Origin of the sequence: Snodgrassella sp. B3882 (genome assembly GCF_026535915.1) — a bacterium.
Classification (GTDB): domain Bacteria; phylum Pseudomonadota; class Gammaproteobacteria; order Burkholderiales; family Neisseriaceae; genus Snodgrassella.
The window spans coordinates 1,790,154-1,809,687 of sequence record NZ_JAFNPF010000001.1 but is presented as its reverse complement, the minus strand read 5'-3'; the positions used below and the strand labels follow the sequence as shown (position 1 = coordinate 1,809,687).

The window sequence follows — 19,534 nt, the reverse complement described above, 5'->3', positions numbered from 1 at the left end:
ACAATATGATCCGGTTATAAATCGTACCAATAGCAGTCATCACCGAAGTATTTTAAATATGGGGAAAAAATGCAGATCCGCCGCGCTAAAATCAAATTATTGTGGTTAACAGGCTTAAGTTTACTATTTACAGGTTGCAGTATATCTGATTGGTATAATGGCTATTATGTAGAAAGATCTTCAATTAAAGAATATCTTAAAGAGAGTGAGGCTTACTTAAATGCCGAATCACCAGAAAAGAAAGAATTAAGAAAACAAAATGCTGCATATTGTACAGAATTGGCTTCTAAACCGGAAAATCGACTTGAAAGGAAAGGTTATAAAAACACAGTTTTTAATGAACCCATGTATCGTCGGTGCATGGAAGATCGTGGAACCCCGACTTATGGTACTTATTTAGCAATACAGGCGGAAAAACGTGATGCTGAGCGGAGAGCGCGCGGAAAAAGAGTAATGTGAATTCCGGCCAAATATGCGTGATAATAATAATTGCATGGAATACCGCTGCACCCCGATTTATATAACTTATGTAGCAAGGTAGGAGGAAAAACGTGATGCTAAAGCAGAGAGCGTGCGGGGAGATATTTTTATAATAATGCTATATCTGATATAAATTTGAAAATAGTTATTGCAGTATGACAAACTGCAATAACTATTGTCAGGATAAATTGAATTATGGTTAGTATTCAATAAGATATTCGTATATGAAAAAAAAGATTTTAACAATATGATCCGGTTATAAATCGTACCAATAGCAGTCATCACCGAAGTATTTTAAATATGGGGAAAAATGCAGTTCCGCCGCGCTAAGATCAAATTATTGTGGTTAACAGGCTTAAGTTTACTATTCACAGGTTGCAATATATCTGATTGGTATAATGGCTATTATGTAGAAAGATCTTCAATTAAAGAATATCTTAAAGAGAGTGAGGCTTACTTAAATGCCGAATCACCAGAAAAGAAAGAGTTAAGAAAACAAAATGCTGCATATTGTTCAGAATTGGCTTCTAAACCGGAAAATCGACTTGAAAGGAAAGGTTATAAAAACACAGTTTTTAATGAACCCATGTATCGTCGGTGCATGGAAGACCGAGGAACCCCGACTTATGGTACTTATTTAGCAATACAGGCGGAAAAACGTGATGCTGAGCGAAGAGCGCGCGGAAAAAGAGTAATGTGAGTTCTGGCCAAAACCTGATTAAAGGAAAAACCATGATTAACAGCCGTTTATTAATCATAACCGGTCTTATACTGCTATTAAGCGGTTGCAATATATCTGATTAATATAAAGGCTATTATGTAGAAAAAACTTTAATAAAAAATACATTAACTGTCAGAGTTAACGCAATCGATTGTGCGAATAACAGTGGCGTTGTGGTAGAACCAATCTATTTTTTATCATGACTATAGTACTCAAACTTTAGAATGATACGTTACCTAATGATTAATAAAAATAATAAATGAATTTTGTCAAAAAATAATATACTATAACAAAATTATATAAATTTACTCTAACAGAGAATATGAACGATAGAATAGATACCGAACGCCCACTTGTAAAATATTTTCTAAAGTTAATCGGTCCTTTTGTGCTGGGACTATGTTTATTTAGTATAATCGGTGATTTTAATGCTAAATACAAGAAATATATACCTTTACAAAAAAAAGCTGAGTATCTATTGTCGTTAAATTGTCCAGATAAGAAGTGTATTACAGAAGGGAAAATTATATTTTATGACCATGCCAGAAGCAAATATAAAACATTTAAGCCACCGATTTATCGTTATCAGTATTATTTTGAAGTAAATGGAATAACTTATAGAAACAATAATTTATTGGTTTTTAGTGAAGGATATTTTTTTACTGGAATGCGTTATTACCCTGGAAATAACGAATCAGCGTATAGCAGTGAAACAATCATTTACGATCCGAATAATCCAAATATAAATCTACCCTTGGAGTATGCTAAAGTTCTTCCTAAAATTCCAAACCCTTATGCGCAATATGAAAATATATTCATGCTAATTATGGCTTTAGTTATGAATTATGGTTTGTATTTTTATAAAGAATAAAAAATTCGTATTTTTCAATTTAAATAGACGATCATGGTTGTTCACATGACGTAAAAGATATTAAATAAATTTTTATGCACTGGCGGAAAAACGTGATGCTGAGCGGAGAGCGCGCGGAAAAAGAGTAATGTGAATTCCGGCCAAAACCTGATTAAATGAAAAACCATGATTAACAGCCGTTTATTAATCATAACCGGTCTTATACTGCTTTTAAGCGGTTGCAATATATCTGATTAATATAAAGGCTATTATGTAGAAAAAACTTTAAAAAATACATTAGCTGTCAGAGTTAACGCAATCGATTGTGCGAATAACAGTGGCGTTGTGGTAGAACCAATCTATTTTTTATCATGACTATAGTACTCAAACTTTAGAATGATACGTTACCTAATGATTAATAAAAATAATAAATGAATTTTGTCAAAAAATAATATACTATAACAAGATTATATAAATTTACTCTCACAGAGAAATGAACGATAGAATAGATACTGAACGCCCACTTGTAAAATATTTTATAAAGTTAATAGGTCCTTTTATGCTGGGACTATGTTTATTTAATATAATCGGTGATTTTAATGCTAAATATAAGAAATATATACCTTTACAAAAAAAAGCTGAGTATCTATTGTCGTTAAATTGTCCAGATAAGAAGTGTATTACAGAAGGGAAAATTATATTTTATGACCATGCCAGAAGCAAATATAAAACATTTATGCCACCGATTTATCGTTATCAGTATTATTTTGAAGTAAATGGAATAACATATAGAAACAATAATTTATTGGTTTTTAGTGAAGGATATTTTTTTACTGGAATGCGTTATTACCCTGGAAATAACGAATCATCCTATAGCAGTGAAACAATCATTTACGATCCGAATAATCCAAATATAAATCTACCTTTGGAGTATGCTAAAGTTCTTCCAGAAATTCCAAACCCTTATGCGCAATATGAAAATATTTTCATGCTAATTATGGCTTTAGTGATGAATTATGCTTTGTATTTTCATGAAGAATAAAATATTCGTAATTTTCAATTTAAATAGACGATCATGGTTGTTCACATGACGTAATAGATATTAAATAAATTTTTATGAAATGGCGGAAAAACGGCGAGAAGAGTTGAGAGCGCGCGGAAAAAGAGTAATGTGAATTCCAGCCAAAACCTGATTAAATGAAAAACCATGATTAACAGCCGTTTATTAATCATAACCGGTCTTGTACTGCTTTTAAGCGGGTGCAATATATCTGATTAATATAAAGGCTATTATGTAGAAAAAACTTTAATAAAAAATACATTAACTGTTAGGGTTAACGCAATCGATTGTGCGAATAACAGTGGCGTTGTGGTAGAACCAATTCTTTTTTTTCATCATGATATTGTACTCAAGCTTTAAACCGACACGTTACCTAATGATTAATAAAAATAATAAATGAATTCTGTCAAAAAATAATATATTATAACAAAATTATATAAATTTAAATTAACAGAGAATATGAACGATAAAATAGATACTGAACGCCCACTTGTAAAATATTTTATATTGTTAATAGGCCCTTTTATGCTGGGGCTGAGTTTTCTTTGTATAATCGGTAGTTTTAATGGTAAATACAAGAAATATATACCTTTACAAAAAAAAGCAGAGTATCTATTGTCGTTAAATTGTCCAGATAAGAAGTGTATTACAGAAGGGAAAATCATATTTTATGACCAAGTCAGAGGCTCTTATAAATCAAATTTGCCGCCGATTTATCGTTATCAGTATTATTTTGAAGTAAATGGAATAACATATAGAAACAATAATTTATTGGTTTTTAGTGAAGGATATTTTTTTAAAGGAATGCGTTATTATCCTGGACGTAACGACTCAGCGTATAGCCCTGAAACAATCATTTACGATCCGAGTAATCCAGATATAAATCTACCCTTGGAGTATGCTAAAGTTCTTCCTGAAATTCCTAACCCTTATGCACAATATGAAAATATTTTCATTCTGGTTATAGCTTTAGTGATGAATTATGCTACGTATTTTCATAAAGAATAAAATATTCCTAATTTTCATTTAAATAGATAATCATGTTTGTTCACATGACGTAATAGATATTAAATAAATTTTATGCACTAACGAAAACAAGAGCTAAAACAGACAAGAATTCGTGGAATATAGTTTTTGAATTGGTATTAATGAGCAAAGTATATTGTCATAGGCGGATACATCAATATGATTTTTTGCAGAAGACATGATGATATCTTTGACTCGCTGTATTTATACCGTCATAAAATTTTGACAGTAAAAATTGTCATGTTTAAGAAAATCCATTTATCAAAAAAGTCTCGATGAGTTGATTATCAGGCTTTCTCAACCAAATTTACCAATTATGCTGTTATCCGGCATGTTGAATTGGGTCTTATTTAGAAAGATGGAGAAAAATAATAAAATTTTGGTTAATGATTATGATAAATAAATTATTGTATTATATTAAACACATCCAAATGATTTAAAGTAAATCATGATTTTTAATAATTATTTTATTCAAATAGTTTAGTGCAAATGATGACTTTAATCGCTATCGCCATCTATATTTTGCGTCAATGTAGAATAAAGCAATGACTTTCTTAGCATGTGTAACAAAGTAAGCAATCATGCTTTGTATTTAGTTGTTAGGGAATATTTGTATACTTTGGGTATAACTGTTATTCAGTCAATTCGGAAAATAGTCATGCAAATAAAAACTGTGTTTACCTATTGTGAGTGGGGCTATTTTTAATTGCTTGTGCGCTCATTCGTGTTATACCTAAATTTAATCCAGATGTTGATAATAGTTTAAAAGCAAGTCTGATAGGTAAACTTTAAAAATTAGAGGGTAAACAGATTTTAGTAGGGAGAGTTAGAAGTGCGAGCCTATGGTGATAAAGAATTACGGACAGATCAAGATATTGATATGTTAAATATGCTGTTAATCTAATTGTCGAGATTATTGAGTGGTGTAGTGGCATTGATCATTGCTTGAACAATGAAGGTGAGTTAATTAGCGCTCTTATCCGATGCGTTTGATTAGCATATTCATCCGGTAAATGTAGTTGAATTAGCTATCAAATAGACGCCCAGTCACTATTACTGTATTTGAAGTTAAATAATTTACTCTGGCTGTGATTTGCTTATTGCATCACTTTATCTTTAAGCAAAAGTTAGGCAGGACCAAATTGTTGGTTATATTTTTACTAAGCTAAGATATACATAGCAGATTAATAAATTTGATCAATATTGCAAGCTATTGTGGATAACAGATAAATTCCAGAAAAGCCTGTTTGTTTAACAGACTTTTGGGCTGGAATTGGATTATTTAATTATATCGGATATACCGTTAGCCATTGGCCTGGTTCAATGTTTGTTTCGGCAGGAATATCAATCAATACTTGTGCCTGTACACAGCCAGACAGCATATGTGAACCTTGCTTGATCAGTGGTTGTACTTCTGGTCCAGTATCCGTAAAGCGTAATGTACCGCGAAGAAATTGGCGGCGTTTTTGCTGATTAGGCAAGATGGTGAAGGCTGCTTTGGCTTGGTAACTTTGGGGCAGTGCATCGGTTTGGAGGCGACCAGCTGCATTGTGTAGTGCAGGGAGACCAAGCAATTTGAAGGTAACAAAGCTGGCAACTGGATTACCAGGTAATAGCATAATCTGACAGTGTTTGATCCTACCCCAACCAAAGGGTTTACCCGGTTTGATGGCTAATTTCCATTGTTCGATGCGGCCGAGTTGGGCGATTGCTGGTTTAACAAAGTCGCGATCACCGACTGAGGCACCGCCAGAAATGATGATACTGTGATTGGTGCTCGCGGCTTGAGCAAGAGTAGTGGTGATGGTGTCCAAATCATCTGGCAAAATACCTCCATCAATGGGTTCGATAAAGGCGTGTTGCTTTAGCTCGGCGAACAGCATGGGGCGGTTGCAGTCGTAGATTTGGTTTTGTTTTCGATCGCTATTATCGCTGACTAATTCATCTCCAGTGGTGAAGATAATGACACGTAATTTTTGATAAACCTGTAATTGTCTGGCTCCTTGTGCAGCAGCTAATCCAATTGCTTGTGCATTTAAAAAGGCACCATTTTGCAGCAGGGTATCTCCTTGATGAAGCTCTTCACCCTGATAACGGATGTTTTCACCAGCTTTGGGCATTTGAGTGCTTTTAATACTATCAGCAATGATGCTAATATTTTCCTGCATGATAACTGCATCGGTATTTTCTGGAATTCGGGCTCCAGTATAAATACGTACGGCCTGACCAGACTGCAATTTGATTTGCTGTGGGTCCCCGGCAGCCACAGTACCTATTAGTTGCCATTCTTTAGATTTCAATCCACAAATAGCATAGCCATCCATGGCGCTGTTGTTAAAAGCGGGCGCATCCAGACTGGCACTAAGTGTTTGCGCCAGTATGCGACCTGATGCCTGATCGATTGGAATTGTTTCGCTTTCAACGATACGGCCGGCTTGTTGTAATAGGTTCTGCTGACCTTGATAAAAATCCATCATGGTTTGTTACTCCCTAGCGCAGCTGGCAAACATGGCGCTATTGTTGTAATTGGTGAAGGGGATGCTATTGTTAAAGGTTACGATACTATGTGGGTAGGGTTCGATGATTGAGCGCATGCTGTGTTTACCTGTACTGTTGAGTTGCTGTTCAACTTTTGTCAGATGATGACGACGCATTTGGCAGACGATAGGATGCTGCTTGCTGGGGTCGGCGGCATAGACAATATGAAGTTCAGGTTGGTGATGCAATTGCTGATAAAGATGTTCGATGATGTTGCTGGTAATGAAAGGCAAATCACAAGGCACAATTTGTATGAAATCGATCTGAGGTGGCAACAGGGTTGCTGCGCTGATGATGCCGGCTAACGGTCCCATGTGACGATATGTTGGTAAGTCAGAGCAGACGGGATAACCATATTGCTGGATCAATGTTATATCACGATTTGCACTAATGATAATGTGTTCACTACAATCTTTGATTTGCTGTATCACCTGCTGAAGCATAGGTTGCCCATGAAGCATCATTAATGCTTTGTTGGCGCCTCCGACACGTTTACCCAGTCCGCCAGCGAGAATAATTATTCCAAGTTTAGAATTTATTGCCATGATAAGGTATGTTGCTGATCGCTTTGTTTCATGTCTACCCAGCGTTGCTCGCCATTAATATAGTATTCTTTTTTCCAGAATGGTGCTTCAGTTTTCAGAAAATCCATGATGAAACGATTTGCTAAGTAAGCCTCATGCCGGTGGCTGCTGGCTGTGAGGACTAAAACGATTGGCGCACCAACTGCAAGTTCTCCTACGCGGTGAATCACGCAGGCATAGGTTAATGACCAGCGTTGTGCCGCTTGGGTAATAATTTTGCTGATCTCATGTTCGGTTACTATGGGCATATGGGTCAAATGTAAATGGCTTAAGGGGTTTTGTGGCTGATCGTTACCGCGAACGAGTCCGACAAAGCTCACTAATGCGCCAATATCATCTGCATAGCTTTGTGCTTGTGAGATTTCCTCAGCCAGATTGAATTCTTCAGTCTGTATGACGATGCGTGTATGCAAGTTAGCCTCCTGTTACCGGTGGCAGCAGGGCTATGTTGTCGCCATCTTTTAATTCGGTGTTGGTATGTTGGATGACGTTATTCACAGCAATTTTGTAGACTTTTTCGCCCGCAAGCACTTGTTGCCATGGTTCGCCACGCTGGCGTAAATGGCTCAGTAATGCATCGCTATCGGGAAAGTTAAAATCGATCTGTTCTTGTGTCAGTCCCAGCTCTTCGGCAAAACGTGCCAAATAGGTAACGGTAATCATGTTGGCTATGGTTAATTGAATAAAGTTTTATTATGCCGTGTTTTTCGTTTTTTTGGGCAGATAGGGGAAATAAAATGCATTTGGATTCTGCTCTGATTCTGGGATAAAATGGGTTTTTCTTAATAGCTGCAAGACTTTGTCTTTTACTACAATGATTTCTCTATTAAAAGGCAATTATCTCACACATGTTGATTGACCGCTTCCATAGACGTATTGATTATTTACGCATTTCGGTGACTGATAAATGTGATTTACGTTGTTCTTATTGTATTCCACAAGGGTTTACTGAGTTTGAGAAACCGGCAAATTGGCTGTCTTTTGCAGATATAGAACGGGTTGTTGGTGCTTTTGCTCGTTTAGGTGTATCGCGTTTCCGGTTAACCGGTGGTGAACCATTGTTGCGCAAAAATTTGTCTCAACTGGTGGCCAATCTGGCGGTATTGTCTGGGGTAGAGGATTTGTCGTTGACGACTAATGGGACGCAATTGAGTCGCTTCGCGTACGATTTGCGTCACGCCGGACTTAATCGGCTCAATGTCAGTCTGGATTCTTTGCGCCGTGAATGTGTGCAGACTATTTCAGGCAAGGATAGTTATGAGCAGGTCATTAAAAGTCTGCAGGTGGCTCGTGCTGCTGGGTTTGAGCAAATCAAGATTAATATGGTTGCCTTACCGGGGGTCAATATTGATGATATTGAGGAAATGGTTGGTTTTTGTATCGCCAATGGGTTCATTTTGCGTCTAATTGAAGTGATGCCAATGGGGAAAAGCGGTTGGAAACAAGATTATTTCAATTTGTTGGAATTAATCGAAAATCTCCGTCCGAAATATCAGTTACATAAATCTAATCGTATTTATGGTGGTGGACCGGCCAAATATTGGGAAAGTGCTGATGGTCGATTTACTTTAGGTCTGATTACTCCACGATCACAACACTTTTGCGCAACTTGTAATCGGGTTCGCATGACTGTAGATGGTACGCTATATTTGTGTCTGGGACAGGAGCATAGTGTCGCTTTAAAACCATTACTGCAAGCTGGATGCTCTGATGCTGAATTGGAACAGGCGATAAGGCAGGCGATTGATTTAAAACCGGAAAAGCATGAATTTAATGAACACCCTGAAAAGATAATACGAATTATGGCGAAAACTGGTGGTTAAGTATTTTAAAAAAATTAATGAAAAGTACTTGGTTGCAGATAAATAATATTTTGTCCTTATCGATCACCAAAAACAATGAAGATTGGGTCTGAAATAGGTTTATAAGCGTAGTTAAACTGATGATAATCAGATTATCGCCCATAAGCCATGATGATAAGAAATATGTCTGATTCTATATTACACGAGCTTGACAGTTTGCTAAAAAAAAGCCATTAAATCGCTGCTAAGCCACCACCATAAATGATCTTATTTAAGGGAAGTGCTCATGGTTTAGCTGAAATTTTTACTTGTCGGTATATTTTCGCGAGTCCCCAATCAGGATAGTGAGAGGTAAGTTGGTTTTGCCCGAGCATGAGTAATTGTAAGGTTTGGTCGAAGTTGCAATGCTGCGGGGATGGCCGCATTTATGCTCTGCATTGCAGTTTTGTATTCTGTGTTGTAATCAGCAGGAATTGTTGCTATGGCAGATTAGGTAGTCAGTTTTGAAGCTGTTTGGTTTGCAGCTGAATAGTTAATCAAAAAGGCTGGGGCTTGATCATGATAAAAACTCTGGCAGAGGCTGGTATTCACGCTGTAGCAATAGTGAATGGTGTCAATTTATGCTAAATCTACTCTGGAGCAAAATCATTCGATCCAGTTGTCAGCGAAGATGGTGACTATTTTATGTTGTGTCTGCTTTTTAAGGAATGAGTCGAGCTCAATTCTTCCTCGGATAAATTAAGCTAGATCGTGATAATGGTTGCGGCTGGTGTGCGCCATGCTATTTTTAATCTGTCATGTCAGTATCAACGTTGCACAGGGCTATTTATTGCAAGTAAAAAGGCGACAACCACTTTAATATAGATCTTTTTTCAGACTAATTGAATTTGAGCTCATACAGATCATTTTGGCGGCAGATTGTTATGGTTTATTTATGAGTATGACGCATGTATTGACACTATGCGTCTCTTTTATGCTAGCTTATGGATTATATTGGTCTTTTCGTCTCATTTTTTGAATATTATGCTGGTTTTGTACCCTATGAGATCAGTTATACTGTAATAATTTGCCAAATACTCTTGCATGCTAGGGTATTTCACAGTTTAATGTCGAATTATTGATGGCTGTACCGGAGAAATCTGGCTAGTTATGTTTCTTTGGTAGTCTGTATAAACTTATGGGAAAGATGGATGAAAAAGTTTTGGATGTTGTCGGCCATCATGGGCTTGATATTGTTTGCCTGCACTGATGCTGGTACATCAAATAAAGATTCAGCGACTGTTCAGAAAACGACGAATCATACTGATCAGCTAAATATTTATAACTGGTCAGATTATGTTGATCCTGATACGGTGAAAGCATTTGAAAATAATAATCATATCAAAGTTCGTTATGATTATTATGACAGCAATGAGACGCTGGAAGCCAAGATTCTAATCGGTCGATCCGGTTATGATTTGGTGGTGCCGTCGATTGCCAATGTAGGACGAGAAATTAAAGCTGGCGCTTATCAGCCTATTAATAAAAGTCAGTTGTCTTATTACAATGATATTGACCCGAATTTATTAAAAATGATGGATAAGGTTGATCCAGGTAATCAATATGCCGTGCCCTATTTTTGGGGGATTAATACCATCGGGATCAATCAAACTCAAGTTGAGAAAGCCCTTGGGGGTGAATTACCGGATAATCTTTGGGATTTGGTGTTTAATCCAGAATATACTCATAAGTTGAAAAATTGTGGTATTTCTCTTTTTGACAGTCCAACTGAATTGTATCCGCTGGCACTACATTACCTCGGTAAAGATCCCAACAGCAGTGATCCAGAAGATATCAAAGCTGCCACGAATTTGATTAAGTCGGTGCGCGATGATGTGAAACGTTTTAGTTCATCTGGATACATCGATGACATGGCTCGTGGTGATATTTGTGTGGCAACTGGGTATGGCGGTGATTTAAATATTGCTAAAAAGCGTGCTAAAGATGCCAATAGTGGAGTGGAATTAAAGGTATTGGTGCCTAAGGAAGGAGTCGGTATCTGGATTGACTCTTTTATGATTCCCAAAGATGCGCAAAATGTTGCCAATGCTTTGAAGTATATTAACTATACTTTGGATGCAAAAGTGTCTGCCAAAAATGGCTCATATGTGACCTTTGCTCCTGCAACGACTACTGCTAAGGCATTAATGGATAAGTCTTTAACATCTGATCCGAGCATATTTCCACCTAAAGAAATTTTGGATAAAAGTTTTGTGGTTTCACCAAAATCTCAGGATGCGGTAAGATTGGCTGTACGACTGTTTCAACAGGTGAAGGCTGGTCAGTAGCGGTATTTGAATCTGAAGTTTCTGTGCAAAAAAGTGAGCTTTTATGCTCATTTTTTTTGTGCTGATATTTTAGCGGTTGGCTAGATACTGCTGGTGTTTTTGCAACACGGCGATTAAGGGGGGCTGTTGCAAATTTGCATCTGAATCGAAGGTTGTTTAAGCATAATTTTGAGGATATGTAGATTAATTGCCGCAAATTTGACCTTGCAAAAAAAATTTTTGAATTATTTAAACAAGATCAAGATTTAATAGATTGGTATTGATCATAATTTTCCAGTTGATGATACTGTGCATTGATGTGCGGATGAGGTAATTCAAGATATTTAATTACATTAAATATCAATAATTTAATTTATTAATCTGAAAATGTTCGGGAATTATTTGACATAAACAGGAATTTTAGGGAAGGGTGTATTGAGGTTAAATTAATTTATTTGTTAACTTTTTAATAAAATCATCAATTACTTTAAATATATGATTTTTCGCTATATTGTATTAAAAGCAAATAGGTTTTATGGTGGCTATTATTAGGGAATCTATAACAATACACCCAATAATTTAATATAGATATTTGTTTTTAATGAATATCTGTATTAGGTCAAATATCTATGAAATTGAGTAATTGATCAGATTGAAATATGTTACTGTAGGGGTCCTAGTATTTTTTAAATATATTTAAATAATTTAAAATTCTTATACCCAATTGTTAAAAAATTGAAATATAATTTCAAGACAACGTTCCTATTTAAAAAAAGATTGAAATTTATTTATTTTCAATTGAATTCTATTTAAACTAGATACGATTTTTTGCCTGAACTATTGAGATAATATTATGAATAAATCCAAAATGTGGAAGTTGGGTGTTTTAATTCTCATCCCTCTTATCATCTTTCTCATTCCGCCACCGGAAGGCTTACCTGTACTGGCTTGGCGATTGTTTGGTCTTTACCTGACTGCAATTGTCGGTTTGGTGCTCAAACCTTATTCTGAGCCTGTTATTTTGCTTGGATCTGTTGCTGCATCCGCAGTGACTATTGGTAATACAGCAGTGCCAAAAGAACAAGCCATTAAAATGGGTCAAGTGCTTAGTGGCTATCAATCAGGTACTACCTGGCTAGTTTTTGCTGCATTTACGCTGAGTGCGGCATTTGTCACTACTGGTCTAGGTAAACGTATCGCCTATTACTTGATCGGTAAAATGGGTAGCACCACACTGGGTCTAGGCTATGTAACCGTATTTCTGGATTTGCTGATTGCACCGGCTACGCCATCAAATACTGCCCGTGCTGGTGGTATTGTGTTTCCGATTATTAACAGTGTGGCCAGTGCGCTGGGTTCTGATCCAGTAACGAGTCCGCGTAAGGCTGGTCATTATTTGATGATCAATGTCTACATGGTAACTAAAACCACCAGTTACATGTTCCTGACTGCCATGGCGCCCAATGCATTGGCTCTATCTATGATGGCTCCAATCTTGAAGATTGATTTGAGTTGGGGTCAATGGGCTTTGGCCGCCGCTGTACCTGGACTGATCTGTCTGTTACTGACTCCTCTGGTGATCTACTTCTGTTATCCACCTGAACTGAAAAAGGTGAATAACAAAGAAATTTCAGCTAAAGGTCTGCAGGAACTGGGTCCAATGAAAAAATCTGAGAAAATGCTGGCCGTGCTGTTCATCATGGCTTTGGGCGGCTGGATTTTTTCAAAACAATTAGGTATGGATGCCTCTACTGTAGCATTGTGCGTAATGGCTACTGCGTTAATTATCAATGTGGTTACCTGGGATGATGTCCTGAAAAATAAAGGTGGCTGGAACACTTTAATTTGGTACGGTGGCATCATTGGTTTGTCTTCTACTTTGACTAAAGCCGGTTTCTTCGCTTGGTTGGCGGAGACCTTGCAAGCTAATCTAAATTTTGGCGATCATAATACCCTTGCTTTACTGTCTATCCTGTTGCTGAGTGTAGCCATTCGTTATCTGTTTGCGTCTGGTGGTGCCTATGTAGCAGCCATGGTTCCAGTATTTGCAACTGTCGGTTCCGTAGCTGGAGCTAACCCAATGTTGCTGGCATTAGGATTGTTATTCTCCAATGCCTACGGTGGTGCCATGACTCACTATGGTGGTGCAGCTGCTCCGATTATTTTCGGTGCCGGATACAACGATACCAAAACATGGTGGATTGTCGGTGCGATTATCGGATTTGGTAGTTTGATTATTCACTGTACTGTTGGTATTGCATGGTGGGAACTGCTCATGTCTATGGGTTTAATTGGTAAATAATTTTAGCTTTACCTTTGAGAAAACGGGGAGATTTATTCCCCGTTTTTTTATATGGGTTAATCATTGGGGTAATTAAGCTTGCCATGCTTAAAATGGTTTGAGGGTGTTTTTTGTTTGGAGGCTTTGTTTAGGAATAGTTGGCGGATTGTATGGTAAAGAAATGAATTTAATAAATGTGATTAGACAGCAATGATGTGAATAATTATTTTGGGTTACTGTTTAAATCGATGCTGCCAGAATATGCTGGAAACTCTTATAATAAGCATTGATTGCCGATGTTGTTGCAGTGGCAAAAATGGCTACTTAAATTATTATGTACCCAAATGTAACAGGTAAGGTTGATAGTAATAGGGTTTAAATGTTAGTTTGCTCATGTTTTGAGTGGTTGTTTAATCGGTAATCCAAAACTCGATATCTATCTATGGTATAAATGTTGCTGTTTGGGGTGAATGATCAAGTTGATTCACCAGCAATTGGAAATGGATGATTATGAAAATTTTAATTTGTAATGATGATGGTTATTTGGCCGAGGGGATAGCAACACTGGCGCGAACTGCGGAGAAATTTGCCGAAATACGAGTAGTTGCTCCGGAAAGTGATCAAAGTGGAGTCAGTAATTCATTTACATTGAATCGTCCATTAACAATTAAACAAGCAAGTAACGGATTTTATTTTGTCAACGGCACGCCGACTGATTGTATTCATGTTGCTATGCATACGATGGCAGACTTTAAGCCTGATTTGGTGATAACTGGCATCAATCATGGCGCTAATATGGGTGACGATGTCCTATATTCTGGTACGGTTGCAGCTGCAACGGAAGCTTATTTGATGGGAATTCCTTCTCTGGCTTTTTCGTTGTGTGATCGAAGCGGTCAATATTGGAGAACAGCAGAAAAGGTTGCAACAACTATATTGCAAAAAGTTTGTGGAGAGCTGCCAACTGAGCCCGTATTATGGAATATTAATATTCCGCCAGTTTCGGAAAATGAAATAAAAGGTATAAGGGTAGTCAGACTTGGGCGACGTCATCATGAACATTGTATCGTTCCTTCAAAAAATCCACGTGGGGAAATCATGTATTGGATTGGCGGTGTAGGCAATGCCGATACCAGTAAAGCGGATACGGATTTTGCCGACAATCATGCTGGATATGTAACCATCACGCCGATAAATTTGGATTTAACTGACTATCAACAAATGGGAAGTGTCCATTCATTTGTACAGGACATCAAGTGGTGAATAAAGTGGGTCAGGGTGCGGGTTGGACCGGATTTGAGTTACGTCGAGCACGCATGGTGGCGCGCTTGCGTCAGATGGGTATAACGCGCGAAGAAGTATTAGAAGCAATGGTGACTGTACCCAGACATTTGTTTGTTGAAGAGGCATTGAGATCGCGAGCCTATGATGATATGTCGTTGCCGTTGGGACTCGGGCAGACTATTTCCCAGCCCTATACGGTGGCCGTCATGACTCAGTTACTTTTTGCCAAACGCCCAATTAATGTTAATCAGCGTATTTTGGAAATTGGCACAGGATGTGGTTATCAGACAGCTATTTTACAAGCACTAAAAATTAAAGAAATTTATTCTATCGAGCGTATACGGTCTTTGCATGAGCGTGCCAAGCAGAATTTACGCGCAGTACGATTACAGTCACAGGCGCGTTTAGTCTGTGGAGATGGTTATCTTGGTTTACCTCAGCAAGCGCCCTTTGATGGCATTATGCTCACAGCAGCTCCCAAGGAAGTGCCATTGCCATTGTTGCAACAACTGGCAATCGGTGGGCGTATGGTTTTGCCTTTAGATGAAGGCGGTATTCAGTTTTTATGGGTCATTGATAAAACTGCTAAAGGTTTTCAGGAAACTTGTGTACAAAAAGCGTTGTTTGTACCCTTGGTTAATGATAATTGATGTTTACACGTCCTAATCACGATTTTAAAAATTGCCATTATTTTTAACTTATTGATTATACTATACAATTATATTATTAAGGTATAAGCTATGGGATAGCTGACAGCAGATTGTCTTTGTTTCCCTAAAGGATAAGTTATGATGAATGTAGCCGTTTTTGTAGCCCCTGGCAAAGTAGAAATTCGTCAGATGCCCAAGCCGACCATACAGCAACCCACCGATGCAATTATTCGTATTGTTCGTTCGTGTGTTTGTGGATCGGATCTTTGGTGGTTTAGGGGCATTAGTTCGCGTCAAGCTAATTCTACAATAGGTCATGAAGCTATAGGTATTGTAGAAGAAGTGGGGAGTGAGGTAACTCACGTTAGGGCGGGTGACTTTGTTATTGCCCCCTTTACCCATGGTTGTGGACATTGTGTAGCTTGTAAAGCTGGATTTGATGGTAATTGCCTGAATCAGGAAGAAGGGGGTAATGGTGGATATCAGGGAGAATATTTGCGTTTCACTAATGCAGATTGGGCATTAGTTAAGATCCCTGGTCAACCTGAAGATTACTCAGATTCGGTATTGAATTCTCTTTTGACATTAGCTGATGTTATGGCTACGGGTTACCATGCTGCGGCCAGTGCTGAAGTAAAAAAAGGGGATACTGTAGTGGTTATGGGTGATGGTGCGGTTGGTCTGTGTGGCGTGATTGCAGCCAAAATGCGAGGTGCCACACGTATCATTGCCATGAGTCGACATGCAGACCGTGCTCAACTGGCCAAAGAATTTGGCGCGACTGATATTGTTCCGGAACGAGGAGAAGAGGCTGTCAAAAGGGTAATAGATTTGACTCATCTTTCAGGTGCTGATGCTGTGTTGGAATGCGTTGGCACACAAGAATCTTTGCAAACGGCAATTCATATTACCAGACCAGGCGCGATTGTTGGCTGTGTGGGCGTACCTCATGACTCTGACCTTCAAAGGAGTGATATTTTTTGGCGTAATGTTGGGTTGCGTGGAGGAATTGCTAGTGTAACCACTTACGATAAAAATCAGTTATTGCAAGCTGTTTTGAATGGAGAGATACAACCGGGTAAGGTGTTTACGCAGCGTTTTAATCTCTTGGATATACAGGCAGCCTACGAAGCGATGGATCAACGGCAAGCAATTAAATCTTTATTGGTTATTGGTCAGTAATAGAGTATTACCCCACCACAGATAAAGATCTGTGGTGGGGTAATGTTTAGGTAGTTAAGTGAGTTGAATTTTTACTTTTAAATTCAAACGATACCTTTCATTCCTTCATGTGTATACCGTTCCCCTTGAATTTGAATGCTGTTTTTCAAATCATTCAATGTTTTGATATCAGTTTCATCCAATTGCAGTAAGCTAGCCTGATTATTTTCAAGCAGGTATTTTTCATTTTTGGTTCCTGGAATCGGAACTATGTGTTCCCATTGAGCCAATAACCATGCTAAGGCGATTTGTCCCAAGGTGCAATTGTACTTGGTACTCATGGGTTCTAAGACTTGTAGCAATTGTTTGTTATGCTCAAAATTACCATCCTGAAAGCGGGGATTGGTACGCCGGAAATCATTCTCAGGTAAACTGTCTTTACTTTGAATCCGTCCAGTTAAAAATCCTCGCCCTAATGGAGAATAGGGTACCAGTCCGATATTGTATTTTTTAAGCAAAGGGATAATTTCTTCTTCAATATCTCTGGTCCACAATGAATATTCAGTTTGTATTACATCCACAGGATGAACGGCAAAAGCTTTTTCTAAAACAGGTGCAGAAACTTCACATAATCCAATATTAGCAATTTTGCCCGCTTGTTTCAGCTCAGCCAAGGTTTGCATGGTTTCTTCGATCTGAGCATTTGGATCAATACGGTGGATATAATACAAATCAATCTGTTCAATACCCAGTCTGGCGAGGGATTCGTCACAGCTTTTTTTGATGTAGCTAGGTTGATTATTGATGTTGCGGCTGTAGCCAGTGGTATTATTTCGATCGATGCCGCATTTTGTGGCAATGGTTAAATTGTGCCGTTCTGAAGCGGGTAATGTTTTCAATACTGATCCGATAAGCTTTTCATTTTCACCACGGCCGTACATGTCTGCAGTATCAATTAACGTTACACCGCTTTCAATAACTTTATGCAGTACCTTTTGTGCCTGTGCTGTGTCAATATCACCATAAAATTCGCTTAATCCCATTGCACCATAGCCAATGGCTGATACGGTTAAATGTTGACCGAGTTTTCGTTGTGGCATTTTATGAGTCATTATTTATTATCCTATGTGTATAAGTTATCTCATGCTTTTATTCGGATAAACTTCATATCTGGATAAAATCACAAGCTAATAATCTTGTTGCTGCTGTCAGTGATGGTAATAAATAAATGATTGCAGGAGAAATACGAAATTGTTGATATTAAAAATATATCAATACGGATTTTTTTTTAAACATAAATTAATGCATTTATTCAATATATTCTGTTTCTGTTCTGTTTTTTTGTAAAAATTCGATCATTGATTTTATGGTTGGATTGTCATCATTTGACTGATGCCAGAGCAGATGCATATCTAAAGCTAGTTGTTTTTCATATTCAAGCGTCAATTTTTTATAAACTGCTCCTTGTATGTGCGCCTGTGCCATGGATTGTGGCAATAACAGCATACCTCTGCCCATAGCGATTTCCATCAGCATGGTGAGGAAGTTAGGTAATTTTGGTTGCATTGCTATAGGTTTGGATAGATGGCTCATTACCCTGATTAATTTTTCGTACAAATCAGGATTTTGATAACGTTTGCAGCAGTATAAGGGTAAATCTACCACGGTATTTAAATCTATGCGCTCCTGAGAACTGGCTGGATGATGTTCTGGTAGTGCTAAGACTAAGGGCTCTTGATATACCAAGAGGCTATTTACCTGTTTGTTATTGTTTTTGTAGTCAGAAACAATCACTAAATCTATATTTTTTTTGGTGAATTCTGCTATTAGCTCTTTTGAGGAATAGTCTTGTTGCAAGATATCGATTTGTTGCTGAAAATGAGTGGTGAAATTGCGCAGTAAGGGGATGAAGTTAAACCCAAGAATTTTGGTGATACCCAATGTGATTTTGTCGATGGGTTGTTTATTAACATGGGTGATGGTTTTGGATAAATTTTCAAGCCAATTTTGCGCCAAATCCCGAAACATTTTGCCTTGTTCTGTAAGCAATACATAGCGGGTATTGCGTATCAGAAGGATGGTCTGTAATTTTTCTTCCAATTCCTTAATCTGCATAGATAAAGGCGGCTGACTAATCCCGAGCCTACTGGCTGCCTTGCGAAAATTACCTTCTTCACACACAGCCAGAAAATATTGAAGTTGTCTGATTGTGGGTAAATGTCTGCTGTATATTGCAGAATTTTCGTGTTTATATTCGGGTCGAATCAGTATTTGATTAGACATTAAGCCCCTCTGTTAAAAAAATAGAGTCTGTATATAAAAAGAAAATGACAAGATTTTATTCAATCTTCTTGCAAATATCATTGGGGGATATTATAGGTCAAATTTGCGGATATTGGCTGAGATTTAACGTTCCTTTTGTTGCTAATCATGTATTCATGATTAAAAGCTGAATGAATGGCAGGGGGGGCAATCAATATGGGAAAATTTCTTTTTGGGTTGTTAGGTATATAAAAATAATATTTTTTTCTATTATTGAATTTTTGCTCAATAAAATCATTAAGATAAATTATAAATGGGTGATGCGGTCATTGATGGTCTTTGTCTAAAGGATGGTTCATATTGATCAATAGAAATCGTTTTGCTTTGCTTACATAGCATATCAATTAATTTAGATGATTAGAATTCTATTTAACTGCTATTAATGGGATGGATAATCTCGAGTTTTTAATCCGGCTTGATGAAGTTTATTCATTTATCTTTGTGACATGAAGTGGTGTAAGACTGATAA

Annotated in this window: 17 protein-coding genes; 11 read left to right on the top strand and 6 right to left on the bottom strand. The window is 37.5% G+C overall.

What is annotated here, in order from left to right:
* The first annotated feature begins 69 nt into the window (after positions 1-69).
* The 5 genes from J3U68_RS07610 to J3U68_RS07590 all read left to right on the top strand — a co-directional run bounded on the left by J3U68_RS07610 (position 70) and on the right by J3U68_RS07590 (position 4,119).
* Positions 70-459 carry a hypothetical protein gene (locus J3U68_RS07610; RefSeq protein ID WP_267375836.1) on the top strand — a complete coding sequence of 130 codons (390 nt, stop codon included), beginning with the start codon at positions 70-72 and terminating at the stop codon, positions 457-459.
* Between the two features lie 331 nt (positions 460-790).
* Positions 791-1,180 carry a hypothetical protein gene (locus tag J3U68_RS07605; protein WP_267375835.1) on the top strand — a complete coding sequence of 130 codons (390 nt, stop codon included), beginning with the start codon at positions 791-793 and terminating at the stop codon, positions 1,178-1,180.
* A gap of 343 nt (positions 1,181-1,523) precedes the next feature.
* Positions 1,524-2,072: a hypothetical protein gene (locus J3U68_RS07600; RefSeq protein ID WP_267375834.1), complete on the top strand. Its 549-nt coding sequence runs from the start codon at positions 1,524-1,526 to the stop codon at positions 2,070-2,072.
* A gap of 472 nt (positions 2,073-2,544) precedes the next feature.
* Positions 2,545-3,093, top strand: coding sequence for a hypothetical protein (locus J3U68_RS07595; protein WP_267375832.1), 549 nt, complete (start codon positions 2,545-2,547; stop codon positions 3,091-3,093).
* 477 nt (positions 3,094-3,570) lie between these two features.
* Positions 3,571-4,119 carry a hypothetical protein gene (locus J3U68_RS07590; RefSeq protein WP_267375831.1) on the top strand — a complete coding sequence of 183 codons (549 nt, stop codon included), beginning with the start codon at positions 3,571-3,573 and terminating at the stop codon, positions 4,117-4,119.
* 1,304 nt (positions 4,120-5,423) lie between these two features.
* On the opposite strand, the gene glp is transcribed toward J3U68_RS07590, so the two are convergent.
* From glp to J3U68_RS07570, 4 genes are read right to left on the bottom strand one after another with little or no spacing between them, the layout of a single operon-like run.
* Complete coding sequence (gene glp, locus J3U68_RS07585) at positions 5,424-6,614, bottom strand: gephyrin-like molybdotransferase Glp (RefSeq protein WP_267375829.1); 1,191 nt, start codon at positions 6,612-6,614, stop codon at positions 5,424-5,426.
* A gap of 6 nt (positions 6,615-6,620) precedes the next feature.
* Positions 6,621-7,220, bottom strand: a complete 600-nt coding sequence (locus J3U68_RS07580; protein WP_267375828.1) for a molybdenum cofactor guanylyltransferase — start codon at positions 7,218-7,220, stop codon at positions 6,621-6,623.
* The gene (locus J3U68_RS07575) at positions 7,211-7,672 is read right to left on the bottom strand and encodes a molybdenum cofactor biosynthesis protein MoaE (protein WP_267375827.1); all 462 of its coding nucleotides are present in this window, start codon (positions 7,670-7,672) and stop codon (positions 7,211-7,213) included. Before J3U68_RS07575 ends, J3U68_RS07580 begins: the two co-directional genes overlap by 10 nt.
* 1 nt (position 7,673) lies before the next feature.
* The gene (locus J3U68_RS07570) at positions 7,674-7,922 is read right to left on the bottom strand and encodes a MoaD/ThiS family protein (RefSeq protein ID WP_267375826.1); all 249 of its coding nucleotides are present in this window, start codon (positions 7,920-7,922) and stop codon (positions 7,674-7,676) included.
* Between the two features lie 185 nt (positions 7,923-8,107).
* Here J3U68_RS07570 and moaA point away from each other — a divergent pair, with 185 nt between their 5' ends.
* The 6 genes from moaA (at position 8,108) to J3U68_RS07540 (ending at position 16,764) form a co-directional block, all read left to right on the top strand.
* Positions 8,108-9,082, top strand: a complete 975-nt coding sequence (gene moaA / locus J3U68_RS07565) for a GTP 3',8-cyclase MoaA (RefSeq protein WP_267375825.1) — start codon at positions 8,108-8,110, stop codon at positions 9,080-9,082.
* 1,169 nt (positions 9,083-10,251) lie between these two features.
* On the top strand, positions 10,252-11,388 hold the full coding sequence (locus J3U68_RS07560) for a polyamine ABC transporter substrate-binding protein (RefSeq protein ID WP_267375824.1): 1,137 nt from the start codon (positions 10,252-10,254) through the stop codon (positions 11,386-11,388).
* An 832-nt stretch (positions 11,389-12,220) separates the two neighbouring features.
* Complete coding sequence (locus J3U68_RS07555) at positions 12,221-13,669, top strand: anion permease (protein WP_267375823.1); 1,449 nt, start codon at positions 12,221-12,223, stop codon at positions 13,667-13,669.
* Between the two features lie 489 nt (positions 13,670-14,158).
* Positions 14,159-14,911: a 5'/3'-nucleotidase SurE gene (gene surE / locus J3U68_RS07550; RefSeq protein WP_267375822.1), complete on the top strand. Its 753-nt coding sequence runs from the start codon at positions 14,159-14,161 to the stop codon at positions 14,909-14,911.
* Entirely contained in the window at positions 14,908-15,582 is a 675-nt protein-coding gene (locus J3U68_RS07545; protein WP_323811433.1) for a protein-L-isoaspartate(D-aspartate) O-methyltransferase, read from the top strand. Before surE ends, J3U68_RS07545 begins: the two co-directional genes overlap by 4 nt.
* 138 nt (positions 15,583-15,720) lie before the next feature.
* On the top strand, positions 15,721-16,764 hold the full coding sequence (locus J3U68_RS07540) for a zinc-dependent alcohol dehydrogenase family protein (RefSeq protein WP_267375821.1): 1,044 nt from the start codon (positions 15,721-15,723) through the stop codon (positions 16,762-16,764).
* An 83-nt stretch (positions 16,765-16,847) separates the two neighbouring features.
* On the opposite strand, the gene J3U68_RS07535 is transcribed toward J3U68_RS07540, so the two are convergent.
* Both J3U68_RS07535 and J3U68_RS07530 read right to left on the bottom strand, forming a co-directional pair.
* The gene (locus J3U68_RS07535) at positions 16,848-17,855 is read right to left on the bottom strand and encodes an aldo/keto reductase (protein ID WP_267375820.1); all 1,008 of its coding nucleotides are present in this window, start codon (positions 17,853-17,855) and stop codon (positions 16,848-16,850) included.
* Between the two features lie 196 nt (positions 17,856-18,051).
* Positions 18,052-19,026 (bottom strand): LysR family transcriptional regulator, encoded by a 975-nt coding sequence (locus J3U68_RS07530; RefSeq protein WP_267375818.1) that lies wholly within the window; start codon positions 19,024-19,026, stop codon positions 18,052-18,054.
* Positions 19,027-19,534: the final 508 nt, after the last annotated feature.

Bases quoted from the DNA above. Each gene is read 5' to 3' on its own strand.
- J3U68_RS07610 (WP_267375836.1), top strand. From the start codon at position 70: ATGCAGATCCGCCGCGCTAAAATCAAATTATTGTGGTTAACAGGCTTA.
- J3U68_RS07595 (WP_267375832.1), top strand. From the start codon at position 2,545: ATGAACGATAGAATAGATACTGAACGCCCACTTGTAAAATATTTTATA.
- surE (WP_267375822.1), top strand. From the start codon at position 14,159: ATGAAAATTTTAATTTGTAATGATGATGGTTATTTGGCCGAGGGGATA.
- J3U68_RS07560 (WP_267375824.1), top strand. From the start codon at position 10,252: ATGAAAAAGTTTTGGATGTTGTCGGCCATCATGGGCTTGATATTGTTT.
- J3U68_RS07540 (WP_267375821.1), top strand. From the start codon at position 15,721: ATGATGAATGTAGCCGTTTTTGTAGCCCCTGGCAAAGTAGAAATTCGT.
- J3U68_RS07535 (WP_267375820.1), bottom strand. From the start codon at position 17,855: ATGACTCATAAAATGCCACAACGAAAACTCGGTCAACATTTAACCGTA.
- J3U68_RS07590 (WP_267375831.1), top strand. From the start codon at position 3,571: ATGAACGATAAAATAGATACTGAACGCCCACTTGTAAAATATTTTATA.
- J3U68_RS07530 (WP_267375818.1), bottom strand. From the start codon at position 19,026: ATGTCTAATCAAATACTGATTCGACCCGAATATAAACACGAAAATTCT.
- moaA (WP_267375825.1), top strand. From the start codon at position 8,108: ATGTTGATTGACCGCTTCCATAGACGTATTGATTATTTACGCATTTCG.
- J3U68_RS07600 (WP_267375834.1), top strand. From the start codon at position 1,524: ATGAACGATAGAATAGATACCGAACGCCCACTTGTAAAATATTTTCTA.
- J3U68_RS07580 (WP_267375828.1), bottom strand. From the start codon at position 7,220: ATGGCAATAAATTCTAAACTTGGAATAATTATTCTCGCTGGCGGACTG.
- J3U68_RS07555 (WP_267375823.1), top strand. From the start codon at position 12,221: ATGAATAAATCCAAAATGTGGAAGTTGGGTGTTTTAATTCTCATCCCT.
- J3U68_RS07605 (WP_267375835.1), top strand. From the start codon at position 791: ATGCAGTTCCGCCGCGCTAAGATCAAATTATTGTGGTTAACAGGCTTA.
- J3U68_RS07570 (WP_267375826.1), bottom strand. From the start codon at position 7,922: ATGATTACCGTTACCTATTTGGCACGTTTTGCCGAAGAGCTGGGACTG.
- glp (WP_267375829.1), bottom strand. From the start codon at position 6,614: ATGATGGATTTTTATCAAGGTCAGCAGAACCTATTACAACAAGCCGGC.